Annotated in this window: 15 protein-coding genes and 1 other RNA gene; 8 read left to right on the forward strand and 8 right to left on the reverse strand. The window is 43.9% G+C overall.

The window, feature by feature from the left end:
- Nucleotides 1-6: 6 nt before the first annotated feature.
- Nucleotides 7-366: a hypothetical protein gene (locus tag EKG38_RS23980; RefSeq protein WP_126523410.1), complete on the reverse strand. Its 360-nt coding sequence runs from the start codon at nt 364-366 to the stop codon at nt 7-9.
- A gap of 208 nt (nt 367-574) precedes the next feature.
- Here EKG38_RS23980 and rpe point away from each other — a divergent pair, with 208 nt between their 5' ends.
- Genes rpe through trpS form a run of 3 tightly spaced genes read left to right on the forward strand, consistent with a single transcriptional unit; the run spans nt 575 to nt 2964 of the window.
- On the forward strand, nt 575-1249 hold the full coding sequence (rpe, locus tag EKG38_RS23985) for a ribulose-phosphate 3-epimerase (RefSeq protein ID WP_012144592.1): 675 nt from the start codon (nt 575-577) through the stop codon (nt 1247-1249).
- A gap of 3 nt (nt 1250-1252) precedes the next feature.
- Entirely contained in the window at nt 1253-1960 is a 708-nt protein-coding gene (locus EKG38_RS23990) for a phosphoglycolate phosphatase (RefSeq protein ID WP_126523411.1), read from the forward strand.
- Nucleotides 1957-2964, forward strand: coding sequence for a tryptophan--tRNA ligase (gene trpS, locus EKG38_RS23995; RefSeq protein WP_126523412.1), 1008 nt, complete (start codon nt 1957-1959; stop codon nt 2962-2964). The genes EKG38_RS23990 and trpS overlap by 4 nt, the downstream gene beginning before the upstream one ends.
- A gap of 142 nt (nt 2965-3106) precedes the next feature.
- On the opposite strand, the gene EKG38_RS24000 is transcribed toward trpS, so the two are convergent.
- Entirely contained in the window at nt 3107-3982 is an 876-nt protein-coding gene (locus tag EKG38_RS24000) for a LysR substrate-binding domain-containing protein (RefSeq protein ID WP_126523413.1), read from the reverse strand.
- Nucleotides 3983-4110: 128 nt separating this feature from the next.
- Here EKG38_RS24000 and EKG38_RS24005 point away from each other — a divergent pair, with 128 nt between their 5' ends.
- On the forward strand, nt 4111-4998 hold the full coding sequence (locus EKG38_RS24005; RefSeq protein WP_126523414.1) for a DMT family transporter: 888 nt from the start codon (nt 4111-4113) through the stop codon (nt 4996-4998).
- A 43-nt stretch (nt 4999-5041) separates the two neighbouring features.
- On the opposite strand, the gene EKG38_RS24010 is transcribed toward EKG38_RS24005, so the two are convergent.
- From EKG38_RS24010 to EKG38_RS24025, 4 genes are all read right to left on the reverse strand, one after another.
- Nucleotides 5042-5611 (reverse strand): BON domain-containing protein, encoded by a 570-nt coding sequence (locus EKG38_RS24010; protein ID WP_126523415.1) that lies wholly within the window; start codon nt 5609-5611, stop codon nt 5042-5044.
- A gap of 88 nt (nt 5612-5699) precedes the next feature.
- Nucleotides 5700-6293, reverse strand: coding sequence for a phosphoheptose isomerase (locus tag EKG38_RS24015; RefSeq protein WP_012144586.1), 594 nt, complete (start codon nt 6291-6293; stop codon nt 5700-5702).
- Nucleotides 6294-6365: 72 nt separating this feature from the next.
- On the reverse strand, nt 6366-6719 hold the full coding sequence (locus EKG38_RS24020) for a YraN family protein (RefSeq protein WP_012144585.1): 354 nt from the start codon (nt 6717-6719) through the stop codon (nt 6366-6368).
- Complete coding sequence (locus EKG38_RS24025; protein WP_126523416.1) at nt 6716-8572, reverse strand: penicillin-binding protein activator; 1857 nt, start codon at nt 8570-8572, stop codon at nt 6716-6718. The genes EKG38_RS24020 and EKG38_RS24025 overlap by 4 nt, the downstream gene beginning before the upstream one ends.
- A 102-nt stretch (nt 8573-8674) precedes the next feature.
- Here EKG38_RS24025 and rsmI point away from each other — a divergent pair, with 102 nt between their 5' ends.
- The 3 genes from rsmI (at nt 8675) to EKG38_RS24040 (ending at nt 11361) form a co-directional block, all read left to right on the forward strand.
- On the forward strand, nt 8675-9517 hold the full coding sequence (rsmI, locus tag EKG38_RS24030; RefSeq protein ID WP_126523417.1) for a 16S rRNA (cytidine(1402)-2'-O)-methyltransferase: 843 nt from the start codon (nt 8675-8677) through the stop codon (nt 9515-9517).
- Nucleotides 9518-9595: 78 nt separating this feature from the next.
- An RNA gene (gene rnpB / locus EKG38_RS24035) (RNase P RNA component class A) lies at nt 9596-9947 on the forward strand.
- A 58-nt stretch (nt 9948-10005) separates the two neighbouring features.
- Entirely contained in the window at nt 10006-11361 is a 1356-nt protein-coding gene (locus tag EKG38_RS24040) for a tyrosine-type recombinase/integrase (protein WP_126523418.1), read from the forward strand.
- A 99-nt stretch (nt 11362-11460) separates the two neighbouring features.
- Here the strand turns inward: EKG38_RS24040 and EKG38_RS24045 are convergent, their stop codons facing one another.
- Nucleotides 11461-12126, reverse strand: coding sequence for a hypothetical protein (locus tag EKG38_RS24045; protein ID WP_126523419.1), 666 nt, complete (start codon nt 12124-12126; stop codon nt 11461-11463).
- A gap of 354 nt (nt 12127-12480) precedes the next feature.
- Here EKG38_RS24045 and EKG38_RS24050 point away from each other — a divergent pair, with 354 nt between their 5' ends.
- Nucleotides 12481-13047, forward strand: coding sequence for a recombinase family protein (locus tag EKG38_RS24050; RefSeq protein ID WP_126523420.1), 567 nt, complete (start codon nt 12481-12483; stop codon nt 13045-13047).
- 251 nt (nt 13048-13298) lie between these two features.
- Here EKG38_RS24050 and EKG38_RS24055 read toward each other — a convergent pair whose 3' ends face one another.
- Nucleotides 13299-13748, reverse strand: a complete 450-nt coding sequence (locus tag EKG38_RS24055; protein ID WP_126523421.1) for a hypothetical protein — start codon at nt 13746-13748, stop codon at nt 13299-13301.
- Between the last annotated feature and the right edge of the window lie 228 nt (nt 13749-13976).

A 13976-nucleotide genomic window follows, 5' to 3' on the forward strand; every position in this document is an offset into this window, starting at 1 on the left:
TTAATTCTAAAAGCGATTTTGCTGGCTGTTTGCCGGGGTGACATCGTCCAGCGGACCATCGCTATGTCCGTGAAGTAGCTCGAGAAGATCGACGAAATGAAGCTGATTTGAACGACTCTTGCCGGCAAACCAATTTGTCCAATTGAGATCTTCCGATTGGCGTGCACATCGATTACCGGGGTGACTCGCAGGAAGGGCGGAGTTGTAGCTGGATTCAGAAGTCGTACTGCATGCACAGGCAGATAGAGCATCGGCAGAGGTAATGCTTTGAAAGCTCAGCGCCGTCACGGCAACAACTGTTGCTGAAGTGGCAATAAAGGCGGCCGACTTCATGCTTGCTGTGAGTTTAATCCTTTTGTTCATCATCTCTTCCTTTATCAAAGCTCCCTCGCAGGTCGGGTTATTATAGCAAAGCCGATTATATTTTGAACATTATTTTTTATGTGCTGCATAATATTGTACAAATGTATGAGGTTTTTGTGATTGATCATATCTAAATCCTTCATAAGCCCTAGAGGCTTAAGCTCGCAAAAGGTAGAATAGCGTATTTCTTAAACACTGTAGTGAGTTTTCTATGCGCCCATTTCTTATTGCTCCTTCTATCTTATCTGCCGACTTTGCCCGTTTAGGTGAAGATGTCGATGCTGTCCTCAATGCCGGTGCCGATGTGGTTCACTTTGATGTTATGGATAACCATTATGTTCCTAACCTGACTATTGGCCCTATGGTATGTCAGGCATTGCGTGATTATGGTATTACAGCTGATATCGATGTTCACCTGATGGTAAAGCCCGTTGACCGTATGATTCCTGATTTTGCTAAAGCCGGAGCTACATTCATCACATTCCACCCGGAAGCGTCTGAACATCTGGACAGAAGCTTACAGCTAATAAAAGAGTCAGGTTGTAAAGCCGGTTTAGTATTTAATCCGGGTACTCCACTGCATTACCTGGACCATGTTATGGATAAGCTGGATGTCATCTTATTGATGTCGGTTAACCCAGGTTTCGGTGGTCAATCCTTTATTCCATCGACACTGGATAAGCTGAGACAAGTTAGAAAGTTAATCGATGACAGTGGTTATGATATTCGCCTCGAGGTAGATGGCGGTGTTAAAGTCGACAACATTGGCGAGATAGCCGCAGCGGGCGCCGACATGTTTGTGGCAGGTTCTGCGATCTTTAATAAGCCTGACTACAAAGCTGTTATCGATGAGATGCGTGTCGAGTTAGCTAAAAGCGAGTCATAATTCATGAGTCGCTGGGGAAAACTTAAAGCTATCGCTTTCGATCTCGATGGCACGCTGATCGATAGTGTGCCGGATCTTGCTGCTGCCACCCAGGCTACATTATCTGAGTTTGAGTTGCCGAGTTGTACTGAAGCTCAGGTGAGAAGTTGGGTGGGAAATGGCGCCGAGATGTTGATGCGTAGGGCACTCTCTTTCGTGGTTGAACGTGAAGTGGAGCAATCTCTGCTCGATGACGTGATGCCTCGTTTCATGCACCATTATCAAGAACATCTTCAGCGATATAGCAAGTTATACCCGAATGTTTTAGCCGTATTAGAAGAGCTAAGTTCATCTGGGTATCCGCTTGCCATTGTTACCAATAAACCACATCGATTTGCCATTCCTCTACTGGAGGCATTTAATATCGATCACCTATTTTCTAAAGTGCTTGGTGGTGATTCCCTCGACAGAATGAAACCCGATCCTTTGCCGTTAACCCATCTTCTAAGCCATTGGCAGCTTGAGAGTGACCAGCTTTTGATGGTGGGTGATTCAAAAAATGATATTTTGGCGGCTAAAGCTGCGGGTATTACTTCGATAGGCTTGACCTATGGGTATAACTACGGTGAAGATATCAGTCTTAGCAGTCCCGATGCGGTCTGTGAACAATTTAGTGAAATTTTGACACTAGTAAATAATAGCGTAAAAGTAATGGAGCAAGAAAACGTATGACTAACCCCGCCAAACCCATAGTACTTAGCGGTGCACAACCGTCAGGTGAGCTGACCATAGGTAACTATATGGGCGCATTGAGACAGTGGGTTGCCATGCAAGATAGCCATGACTGCCTGTACTGTGTCGTGGATCTTCATGCCATTACGGTAAGACAAGATCCTAAACTTCTAAGAGAAGCTTGTCTGGATACGTTAGCGCTTTATCTTGCTTGTGGCGTCGACCCTAAGAAAAGTACGGTATTCATCCAGTCTCAGGTTCCACAGCATACACAGCTAGGTTGGGCGTTAAACTGCTATACCCAGATGGGTGAGCTAAACCGCATGACTCAGTTTAAAGACAAGTCGCAAAAGCATTCGAGCAATATCAATGTCGGTTTATTTGCTTACCCTGTTTTGATGGCTGCCGATATCCTCTTGTATCAAGCCAATGAGATCCCTGTCGGACAAGATCAGAAGCAACATCTCGAGTTGACTCGTGATATCGCGACTCGTTTCAATAATGCTTATGGTGATACCTTCACTATTCCTGAGCCATTCATTCCGGAGCATGGTGCTAAGGTGATGTCGCTGCAAGATCCTCTTAAGAAGATGTCGAAGTCAGACGATAACCGTAATAACGTTATCGGCTTACTCGAAGATCCTAAGAAGATCTTGAAGAAGATTAAGAAAGCTGTCACGGATTGTGATGAGCCACCAGTGGTTCGATTTGACACCGAAAATAAGCCAGGGGTATCTAATTTACTCAGCTTAATGTCGGGGGTCTCGGGTAAGAGCATCGCCGGTCTTGAAGCTGAATTTGAAGGCAAGATGTATGGTCACCTTAAAGTCGCAACCGGTGAAGCGGTTATTGAGATGATCGAACCTCTTCAGGCCAGATACCGTGAGTTCAGAGAAGATCAAACCTTCCTACATCAAGTGATGCAAGATGGGGCCGAGAAGGCTCAGGCTCGTGCAGAAGTCACGCTGAAAAAGGTATATGAGAAAATTGGCTTGTTAGTATAAGTCTGCTTCCACCTATCTCTGGACGGGACACTGCCCCATCCTGAAAAAGCCGACCACGTGTCGGCTTTTTTGTGTCTGGAATCGTTATTTACTCTGTATGGTTAGAAATCTGCTTTAATCTTATGACTGTGACTCGTGAGCATCATTTCTGGCCGCTAATCCATTCAATGAAGGCGGCGATGGCTGGCTCTTTCAGCCTTCGCTGTTTACAGCTGAAGTTGAATTCGAAGCCCGTGAATATGTCCGGTAGATCCAGTGCAATTAAACGTCCATTTTCTATGTCATTTACAACCATGAAGTCGGAGGCTAACGCGATGCCCTGTCCAGCGATTGCGGCTTCGATGGCGAGCAGTACATGACTAAAGATATGTTGCTGAAAATCGTCCGGGAAAGGCGCCTCGTTGGCCATACTCCAACGGTTCCAGTCTAGTCCCAAAGGCCCCTCATCAACCGTGAGTAATGGGTATCGCCACAAAGACTCAATGAGCACCGTTTCTCCTCTGGCGAATAGATCCGGGCTGCAAACGGGTATGAGTCGTTCCTTATGGAGTAACTGATGCCAAAACCCCGGATGATTACTCTGTCCGCTGATAAACATATCGGCGACGCTATCAGATAGCTCTGGATCGTCGGTGATCATATCCAGACGAATCTTGATGTCAGGGTAACCACGTCTAAAGTCACTGAGTCGTGGGATTAACCATTTCACCGCAAATGAGCTGTAAACAGCGAGTCTGAGCTCTTGGCGCTCACCACCCGATATCTGTAGGTTCAGATCGCTTAACTCATTAAAAATACGAGATAGCTCGCTGTAGAGTAACTCCCCTTTAGGACTAAGTTTCAGCTGTCTTCCCGCTCTTTTAAAGAGTTGCTCGCCAAAGTGCTCTTCGAGTATCCGAACCTGGTGAGAGACGGCACTTTGCGTGATACACAGTTCATCGGCGGCTCGGGAAAAGTGTTCCTGTCTGGCCGCGGCTTCAAACACCTGCAACGCGCGCAATGGGGGAATTTTTCGCATGATAAGTGACTCTCAATAATCAGACTTAGTATGAATCTAATTCATCTATGATTAAAAAACATCATTTTAGCTAACGTTTTGCGGCCTATATCATAAGCCTCATCTGTTGTTAGTTGTGTGAGCATGAAATGAAACGCGCAGTCGTTATAGGTATCGGAATTTTAGTCTTTGGAAACATATTTAGTGCGCTTTATGACGTATCGGTTAAGTGGTTATCGGACGATGTGAATGCCGCGACATTTTTACTCGTGCGTCAGCTTTCAGCGGTGCTGATGATACTACCGTTCTGGTTACGGGAGAGGGCACCGAGGAGTAATCATATTAAGCTTCACCTCTTTAGAGCCCATGTGGGAACGTTGGGTGCATTGCTGCTAATCATGGGACTCATGTCACTGCCTCTTGCCACCGTCAGCTCACTGTTTTACTCGGCTCCATTAATGATCATGCTGATGGGATACCTGTTTTTAAAAGAGAAGCTGGGTGGAGCACAATCGGTAGCGGGGGTATTAGGCTTTGTTGGTATCTTAATCATACTTCGGCCCAGTGAGATGAATATGTTCGGTATTGCCGTGCTGGTGGGGGCGCTGACATTTGCCATCAATCAGTTAGCACTGAAAAAGTTACCGGATACAGAGTCCCCAATAGTGACCCTTATGTTGTATAACCTATTTAGTGTGCCTATCGTCATAGTATTTACTATCGTCCAGGGAATATCGGGACTGAGCTGGGAAGTATTAGGTCTTGCCATAGTGAGTAATGGCTTTTTACTGTTTTATCAATGGTTAAGTGTACTCGCATACCGTAAAGCCAAGGCTAGCGAAGTTGCCATTGCAGAATATACAGGGCTCATATTTTGCGTTTTCTTCGGTTGGCTATGGTTCGATGAATGGTTAGACGGATTAAGCTGGGTCGGTGTTGGTTTTATCGTGTTGCCATCACTCCTATTGCCCTGGGTTTTTGCGAGGGTGAGTCAGAGACAGGTCACATCGCGTATCGCTCAGATGCACAATAATTAATTGCAATGAATGGCTGGGGTATCCCCCTGACTCTATATCGGGGTCAGGAACCGGGTGATTCGAATACCTTGATAACTTTTCGTACGCCGGCGGTATTTCGGGCGACATCGACAGCAAGGTCAATTTGATCTCTGGCTACGACACCAAGCAGGAACACTTCACCGTTCTCTGTGATAACTTTAATACGGGTGACATCTAAGTCATCGGTATTGAGCATACGGGTCTTAACCTTAGTCGTTATCCAGGTGTCATTGCTTCTGGTGGTGAAGGAGGTCGGATTACCTATCCGGATCTGATTATGGATCTTTCCGCCTAGTTTGAGTTTTTGAACCGCATGAATAGCCTTGTCTCTCAACATTGAGTTGGGAGATTGCCCTATCAGCAGTACATTACCATTCATGACCACGCCGGTTATATTGGCTTGGTTTTTTACATCTTCCAAGGTGGCGAGTTCGCTGGCAATCTGGAAATCTGCGTTGGTATCGTCAAGCTGAGTCGAAAAACTGCGCTCATCATTGACCATCATAGCGCCGCCCACCGCACCAACCATTACGGCACCGGCACAGCCCTGAAGAAGTAGCGCTATCGCTGCAAGTGAGAGCAGTCTGATCATTGTGTTTTTTCCTGACGCGATGGAATACGAGATGTCATCTTGCTATAAAAGACAAGATGACATTTAGAGACATTTGATGACAGCTTGCTTATTGTTGCTCATCCTGAGGGAATAGAGTGCGGTCGATATTGTCACACAGGCAATGAATGGCAAGCAGGTGAACTTCCTGGATACGAGCCGTGCTGTTAGAAGGCACACGAATTTCAACATCGTTGATGCTGAGTAAGCCTGCCATTGGACCACCATCTTTACCGGTCAGAGCCACGATAGTCATGTCACGGCTTAATGCTGCCTCAATCGCTTTGATCACATTGCCAGAGTGTCCACTGGTTGAGATCGCCAGTAGAATATCACCAGGCTGTCCCAATGCTAAGATCTGCTTAGAGAATATCTCGTCATAGCTATAGTCATTCGCGATGGCTGTGATCGTAGAGGTATCCGTTGTCAGTGCGATGGCTGGAAGGGGAGGACGCTCAACTTCAAAGCGGTTTAACAGCTCTGCCGAAAAGTGTTGTGCATCGCCGGCGCTACCGCCATTACCACATGCCAGAATTTTATTTCCACCTAATAGACAGTGGACCATCATCTCTGCTGCCTTAGCAATAGACTCAGGTAGTGCCTCTGAGGCATCGATCTTGGTTTGAATTGAGTGTGTAAAACTATCTTTAATGCGTTCTAACATGGGTAAATCCTTAATTTTAAATCTCTTGTTATCATGCCATAACAGCTTAAGGCACAAATCATTAATTTGGTTTTAAAAAGCATTAGGTAGCCATTGTATCTGGCCCGCATCTACAGCGATTAGATCGAATCGACAAATGGCATCGATATTGTTGAGCTGCATATAATGCTCCGCTGCACGTCTCAGTCTCTTTATCTGCCCTGAGCTTAACGCATTTATGGCGCCGCCATATTGGCTTTTTGAGCGATACTTTACTTCGACGAAGATCCACTCTTTGCCATTTTTCATGACGAGATCAATCTCCCCGAATTTGAATCGGACATTTCGCTCGATGAATGTCAGCCCCTGCTCTAACAGGTAATTCATGGCCAGGTTTTCACCTGCTTGGCCATGTTCTGCAGATATCGGCTCGTTGTTATCCATCATTGAGAACGTAAATTACCCCTCTTATAACGACCCCAGCTCAGTTCTCTATTTACGGTGCCATCGGGTGAGACGGATAACATACCGCTACGTCCGGAAAACTGGTAGCCAGGCAGGGCTCGCATTTGAGCAAGTTTACCTACAAGTTCGAGGGCATCATAGCCCATGATATAGAGACGTTTCTGACTATAGCTCCAAGATGGCCAAAGATCTTCGACTAACTGGGTCTCTTTACTGTTTTGTAGTAACCAAGGAATATCGCTGATATTGAGGTTATTGAGCTCTTGAGCCGTTTCACGCGAACTCCCTTCAACACGGCTCCTGCTACTGGCATATAGGGGAACCGGATCGGCAAAAACACTAAAGTTTACGTCGATGAAAGGTTTTAATAGCGGAAGATCACGGTTACCCGAGATCATATAGATAGCATCAATATCACGCCTCGAACGGAAGTCGGCTTCAATATTATTGCCAAGCAGTGCCTTTATTCGAGCAATACGCTCCTTGCTATCGATGACGCCTAAAGACTTCTGTACCGTGACTTTCATCTGATCGCCGGCATCATAGAAGTGAACTTCAGCGGGTTGCTGTGTCAGCTCGGTCCATACTTGATTGAAGCTATCGGCCATTCTATGCCCTACGGCATTATTACTCGCCAGGAGTAGTGGCATGGTGATGCCATCATCAAACAGCTTCTTAGCCGCATCACGCGCTTCGTTAGCGGGAGAGAGTGCGAAATAAAATTGGTTGTCGTCAGGGATGAAGTTTTCAATATGGTTCAGGTATAACTGTGGCACTCGCTGCACTGCCGCGTCACTCTGGGCTGATGTTGGCTTCGAAGTAGAAATCGGTTGCTGCAGCTGCTCGACTTCAGATTGCAAAAGTGGACCGATAATAAACTCAGCACCTGAGGCTATGGCTGCCTGATAAGCGGCTTGAGCCCCCTTAGCCGTATCGAAAAAGTTGATGGAAACGCTATCATCAGGGTTAACCAGATAACGTGACATTATCCCCTGTTTTACTGTGCTGGCGAGCGTTGCTCTGGCACCACTTTGCGGTAGAAGCACTGCGATGTTTTTAGGATTATAGGGCTTAACATTGAGCGCTTTTTCCAGATCCGTCGGCAGTTTGATTGCCGCTGGATGAGTGGGGTTCACCTGCTGCCAATCACCTAAGTGTTGAACCAGCTGATTGGGATCGATGGCATAGTGTTTGGCAATATAGGCTAGCTGTAACCAGCCTGCAAATACCGGACTGGCGCTATCTTGGCTAAACGTGAGTAAGGTCTGTTCATGCATAGGCTGTAAAATTCGCCAAATGCTATCATTCACTTCACTGGCTTGAGAGGCTGGAAGATATGAACTCAATAGACTGAGTTGTCTTACCTGCTCGATTGGCTGTTTAATGTGTTGGTATAAACGGGCTTTGAATTGATAAGAAGCCACCATCTGCCAGTCGGCAAGTTTCCACTGGCTTGGATAATCGAGCTCAGCGAGGGCATGATCATAGGTAGAAGTCAGCTCGAGTACCCGAGCCGTTAAGTATTTATGCTCGGCAAGGAGTTCAGGTTTCTGTACTAAACTTTTTTCGATCGACTTTAGCGTCTTATTGGCAGAACCTGCATCGCCATCATTAATGAAGGCGTGGGCGGCGAGTAAAGCATATCGATTCTGGACTTCCTGGTTATTTGATTTTGCAGCTAAAGCTAAGTATTCAGTAGGTTGCAGAGATGCGCTCACCAATGATACCTGTGTTACTGAGGGCTTTATCGGTGCTGGAGTTGTTCCGCAACCGAATAAAACAGCACTCAAAACTGCAATAGAAATTAATTTAGTTGTATTCAGTCTTTTCAACACACTTTTTTTCAACACAAGAGGCCACTCTGGTAAGATGCTGCCAATAGTTTAACCTTCTCTCACGCTTGACGAAAGTCTTGTGATAGTCAAACCGAGGTAGATATGGATCTGGCGGTCGCACTTTACATAGTTCCAACCCCTATTGGTAACTTAGGGGATATCAGTTCCCGTGCCATAGATGTGCTCAATAATGTCAAATTAATAGCCTGTGAGGATACCCGACATAGCGGTATTCTTTTGAGCCATTTTGGAATAGAAACAAGAAAAACAGCCCTTCACGATCATAATGAACGAGACAGAGCCGATTGGATCATCCAGAAGCTCAGTAACGGTGAGGCCGTTGCGCTGATCTCTGATGCAGGCACGCCGTTGATCTCCGATCCCGGCTACCATCTTGTCTCCGCAGTTAGACGTGCTGGCTATAAAGTGATTCCGCTACCGGGCGCATGCGCTGCGATCACCGCACTGAGTGCATCGGGCCTGCCGTCAGACCGTTTCACCTTTGAAGGCTTTTTACCTTCAAAAGAGAAGGGACGAATCGATAAACTGACCGAACTGAAAGAAGATCCAAGAACCTTGATCTTCTACGAATCCCCACACCGTATAGTCCATAGTTTAGAGTCAATTCTTACTGCATTGGGTGAAGATCGTGTCATTGTGATGGCACGTGAAGTGACCAAAACCTTTGAAACCTTCCTGTGTGGAACGGTTAAAGAGGTATTAGAGCAGGTGAAAGCGGATCCTAATCAGCAGAAGGGTGAAATTGTGCTGATGTGCCACGGATATCGTCTTGCCGAAGATGAAGGTATCCCAACGGTTGTGATCAATACATTAAAGCTGCTTTGCGAAGAGTTGCCTTTGAAAAAGGCGTCGGCATTAGCTGGACAGATCCACGGCATGAAAAAGAATGCCCTCTACAAGTATGGTCTTGAAAATGGCCTGTAAAGGTAGATTTTTAATCGGGTGTGTAAGAAAAGCTGGTTTTTGATGGAGTGTTGACTTGGCTTAGGCTATAATCCGCGCCGAGTTGGCCAGACAGTTGCCGCGTTCGCAAGAACGGGGAGGAAAGTCCGGGCTTCATAGAGCAGGGTACCAGGTAACGCCTGGGCGGTGTGAACCGACGACAAGTGCAGCAGAGAGGAGACCGCCTGCTTGATTTATCAAGTAGGTAAGGGTGAAAGGGTGCGGTAAGAGCGCACCGTGCGGCTAGTAATAGTCCGTAGCAAGGTAAACTCTACCCGAAGCAAGACCAAATAGGGTTCCATACGGCGCGGCTCGCGTTGGAACCGGGTAGGTCGCTTGAGCCTGTGAGCGATTGCAGGCCTAGATGAATAACTGTCCACGACAAGACCCGGCTTATCGGCCAACTCACCTACAATTTTTGCGAAAGCAAAACAATGACTTAGTGGCACCTCAACCTTGGGGTGCCATTAATGTTACACAAACTGATACACAAGCAAACCAGTCAAGTATTACGTCCACTACCTCTATATCTAGAGTTAAGAAGTCGAATTTATTACTTTCGGTATCGCTTACCTGCAAATATTGCTCTTCTAGTAAATCCAAACGAAATTCGTTTTAGCCTCCGTACCGATAGCTTAAATGAGGCATACTCTCGTTTGCATCAATTCCTTCCAATAATTAATTCAATCAAGCGTTATAGTTTTCAAAAAAGCTTAACTGCCGTTGAGCAATCTCACGTAAAAACTCAAGTTAAGCAGCTTTTAGGCTCTAGGTTTGAAATCATATTAGACACCCCACTTATTCAGGGGCACCCACTTGAAGTAGATTCAATGAGTGTTGGCCCATTATTTTCTAGTATTCATGATGAAATGATGGCCTATAAGAAGTCAAAAGGGCTTACAGACAAAATGTGTGAGGCTTACCTTAGATACAAAAATCTATTCTTGCTCATCTCTGGTGATAAGCCTGTTTCTCAATTAACTACTCGTCACTTTAAAGACTATTTACTGCGAATCTCTGATTTGCCTAGGAAAAATATTAAACCGTATAGCGCAATGTCATGGGAGGATATTGTAAATTTAGGTGCTGTTCCTGAAAGAGATAAAGTGGCGGCAAAGACAGCCAAAGAACACTTGAAATGGCTACAAGGCTTGTATGTTTTTATGAACTTCCAATTAGATATGAAGTTAGAAAACCCCACTAAAGCAATAAAAGTCAAACCTAAAACTGTTCGCTATGGTTCATTTGAAGACCACGAGGTGAATCAAGTTATTCAAAATTCTAAGGGCGAAGCGTGGCAATATTGGCTTCCAAGGTTAGCATTCTATACGGGCGCAAGAAGGGGGGAGTTGGTTAATCTTCAAAAGAAAAACATCAAATTTCATCCAGATTTAGAGCGTTACTACATTCAGATTACCAATGATGACAATAAAAGTTTGAAAACGGAGAATGCTCTTAGATTGGTTCCAATAAGCCTAAAAATCATCGATTCAGGTTTTATCGATTTTGTTAATAGAGTTGATAGCAATCAATCGTTTCTTTTTGGTGATACTAAGCTTGTTACGAACAGGATTACAGATTGGTTTAATCATAAGTTACTTGAAAATTCAGGTGTTAAAGTCATTGATGATATAGGGCAGAAGCGAGTTTTTCATTCTGCCCGTCATACATTTATAACTAAGGCTATCCAACAAAATGTACAGCCACAGTTAGTACAAGAAATTGTTGGTCACGATAAGTCTCAGGGCCTTGGTATCACAGCTAGATATACCCATCGATTCTCGCTGAAAGAGCTATTTAAGGTTATTGATTTGATAGTGTATTAGTGAGCAAGGACGTCAAAGTAGACCACCAGCATGCTGGTGGTTAAATCCATTGATCAAGTGATGGCTGACAAAGCCTATCCTAAAAAACTAATCTATAGGTTAGCTTATTAAATTTATGCCGAGTTGAAACACTCCATATGTGATAAGGCTAAGAAATAATAAAATTGATAAGCTAAAGATTATTCTCTTGTTAGTTTTATTGCGTCTTTCTTTTTCTAATGCAAGCTCAGCCTTATATTCTTTATCTCTAATTGAGGCTTCTCTCTTTTTCCTCTCTTCAATCTCGGTTTTTTCTCTAAGCTCTAGAGAACGCTTATCTGTTTCAAGTTCTACATCAGAAACAATCTTATTAAGCGAACTCTCAGTTAAATAATTCTCGCCTAATGTTTCGTATAGATGCTTTAGTTTTAAGAGGGAGCTTTCTAACTCCGAACCATTCAGCCTAGTTTTTAGAAAATTAACAGAATCAGTGACTTTATCAATGTAGACCTGGGCTTGCTCCCATTTTTCTTGATTAAATTTTTCTTCTGAAACGCCAGTATTTTCACTATTAGAATTTTTCAGATGTGCTGCGGATTCCTGTGATTTTAAAAGTTTCTCTTTGAATTCAATATCATTATTTCTTTCGGATGTTAAACATGCGAGCAACCCAATCACTGGACTGAATATTAAAGATATAAATAGAGTTGGAAGAAATCCAATGCTACGAGAACTGCCAATCATTCCAACTAAAACACTTAAAAAAATCCAGATAATGACGTACATAAATATCCTTTTATTGTTATCGAGGGTAAACCAACCATAATAATCAGTTTGCTGTTCTGTTGGGAAGGTTGTGTTTTTTAGGATGAATGGTTAACTATATTTAGCAAGCTTTTTCTATAAAAACAGTGAACAGCGCCTCTAGAAAAGTTGAACATTTTTACTTTATGTTTGTTTAGGGGCTTGTCCTGCATATAGCATCAAGTGGTCTCCTAACCCCCCATCCTCAGTGTAACCTTAACTACAGTTTTGATTACACTGTTCTGTTACTCCACTTTTCACTTAGATTGATTTGATTTTGTGTAATCTTTATCGTAATCTTAATGGTGTAATCTAACCCTCAAGGATAAAGAGTACATGTTGATTGCATACGCTCGATGTTCAACGCAAAACCAAAACCTTGATGCTCAACTTGAGCAGTTAAAGCATTGCGATAAAATCTTTAAAGAAAAATTGAGCGGAGGGAAAGGCGACCGTCCAGAATTACAACGTGCAATTGATTATTTGAGAGAGGGCGATAGCCTTGTTATAACCAAGCTGGACCGTTTAGCTCGCTCTCTTACTGATTTGCATAAATTGGTAGCCACTATTGAGGAGAAAGGTGCAACTCTCAATGTACTTAATCAGGCCATTGATACCTCAACAAGTAGCGGAAAGTTGATGTTTAGTATGTTGGGTGCTTTTGCTGAGTTTGAAAAAGACCTTATCAATGAGCGTGTGCAGGAAGGGTTGGATAGAGCCAAAGCTAATGGTGTTAAATTTGGTAAGCCACGTCGCATACAAGATAAAGAGCGTAAACGTATAGTAGAGCTTGTAGATGATGAGCAAAGTACGCTTACGAAGCAAGAGATTGGCGATATGATGGGCTGCTCTAGAAATCAGGTTTACAAGATTTATCGAGAAGAAAAAGCTTTGGTAAAATAATCTAAGAGCAAGCCCTCATCATGAGGGCTTTCACTATCTTCTTGGTAGGCTGCGTAAGTGTTTGCACACCAACTCCCAGTGATTAAACCGCCAACGCCAGTAGCGTCTTACCAATACTATTTTGGGCCTATTATATCGGTTGCTCATTAAGTTACTCCTTGACTGTATCGGGGTAGCCTAAGCCTGAAATAGATTCTATACTGTCAGCTCTCACACGTAGGAATAGAATCTTTTCCAGATTTAAACTTCTACTAAGAATAAGGTGGTTGAGGGTATTCTTGACCATCTTCTTCTATTTTTGGTTTTGCTGGTCTATCTCCTGTGTTTCTTTTATAAGTCGTTTCACGGCTAGTTTTTGCCTTCTTAAGACTCGCTACAAGTCTCTCTTTAGCTTCAAGAATCATATCGTCAGCACCACTAACTCTTTCTAGCACCTCGGCCTTCGATAGAGCACCATTTTTTATTTGAACAACAGTTTTGTTGTTTTGTAGCTTTAGCAAGGTTAAACCTTGTAAGCGAACTGAAACGTCAATTACATCTTTGATTTTTGACTCTTTAAAAATGACTTGAAGGTTGCTTTTACAGTCTTCTAAAGTCCAATCTGATGGGCTTTTATGCTCGTTAGTCACGGCAACGTCATCAAATAGGTTTATTGAACTAAAGACATTGTTAGTGGCGCTATCGTTGTTTAAGTTATTCATATTACTTTTCCTCGTTGTTTAAAATTCTATTTACAGAGCGTCTAGATATCCCTGCTTGTTCTGCTATCTTGGTAATGCTATTTTCTGGATTTGCTTTTAAGTGCATGTTTCGGAGTAATCCGATCACCGATTCCGGGATAAACCGATCACCTGTTTCGGTTTAATCCGATCACACATTCCGCGATAATCCGGTCATTTTAGGCATAACTCCGGAATACATGATCGGAT

The sequence above is a fragment of the Shewanella canadensis genome, assembly GCF_003966225.1.
Taxonomy (GTDB): Bacteria; Pseudomonadota; Gammaproteobacteria; order Enterobacterales; family Shewanellaceae; genus Shewanella; species Shewanella canadensis.

Bases quoted from the DNA above. Each gene is read 5' to 3' on its own strand.
- EKG38_RS24005 (WP_126523414.1), top strand. From the start codon at position 4,111: ATGAAACGCGCAGTCGTTATAGGTATCGGAATTTTAGTCTTTGGAAAC.
- EKG38_RS24040 (WP_126523418.1), top strand. From the start codon at position 10,006: ATGTTACACAAACTGATACACAAGCAAACCAGTCAAGTATTACGTCCA.
- EKG38_RS24000 (WP_126523413.1), bottom strand. From the start codon at position 3,982: ATGCGAAAAATTCCCCCATTGCGCGCGTTGCAGGTGTTTGAAGCCGCG.
- EKG38_RS24020 (WP_012144585.1), bottom strand. From the start codon at position 6,719: ATGATGGATAACAACGAGCCGATATCTGCAGAACATGGCCAAGCAGGT.
- EKG38_RS24010 (WP_126523415.1), bottom strand. From the start codon at position 5,611: ATGATCAGACTGCTCTCACTTGCAGCGATAGCGCTACTTCTTCAGGGC.
- EKG38_RS24045 (WP_126523419.1), bottom strand. From the start codon at position 12,126: ATGTACGTCATTATCTGGATTTTTTTAAGTGTTTTAGTTGGAATGATT.
- EKG38_RS24015 (WP_012144586.1), bottom strand. From the start codon at position 6,293: ATGTTAGAACGCATTAAAGATAGTTTTACACACTCAATTCAAACCAAG.
- rpe (WP_012144592.1), top strand. From the start codon at position 575: ATGCGCCCATTTCTTATTGCTCCTTCTATCTTATCTGCCGACTTTGCC.
- rsmI (WP_126523417.1), top strand. From the start codon at position 8,675: ATGGATCTGGCGGTCGCACTTTACATAGTTCCAACCCCTATTGGTAAC.
- EKG38_RS24055 (WP_126523421.1), bottom strand. From the start codon at position 13,748: ATGAATAACTTAAACAACGATAGCGCCACTAACAATGTCTTTAGTTCA.
- EKG38_RS24050 (WP_126523420.1), top strand. From the start codon at position 12,481: ATGTTGATTGCATACGCTCGATGTTCAACGCAAAACCAAAACCTTGAT.
- trpS (WP_126523412.1), top strand. From the start codon at position 1,957: ATGACTAACCCCGCCAAACCCATAGTACTTAGCGGTGCACAACCGTCA.
- EKG38_RS23980 (WP_126523410.1), bottom strand. From the start codon at position 366: ATGATGAACAAAAGGATTAAACTCACAGCAAGCATGAAGTCGGCCGCC.
- EKG38_RS23990 (WP_126523411.1), top strand. From the start codon at position 1,253: ATGAGTCGCTGGGGAAAACTTAAAGCTATCGCTTTCGATCTCGATGGC.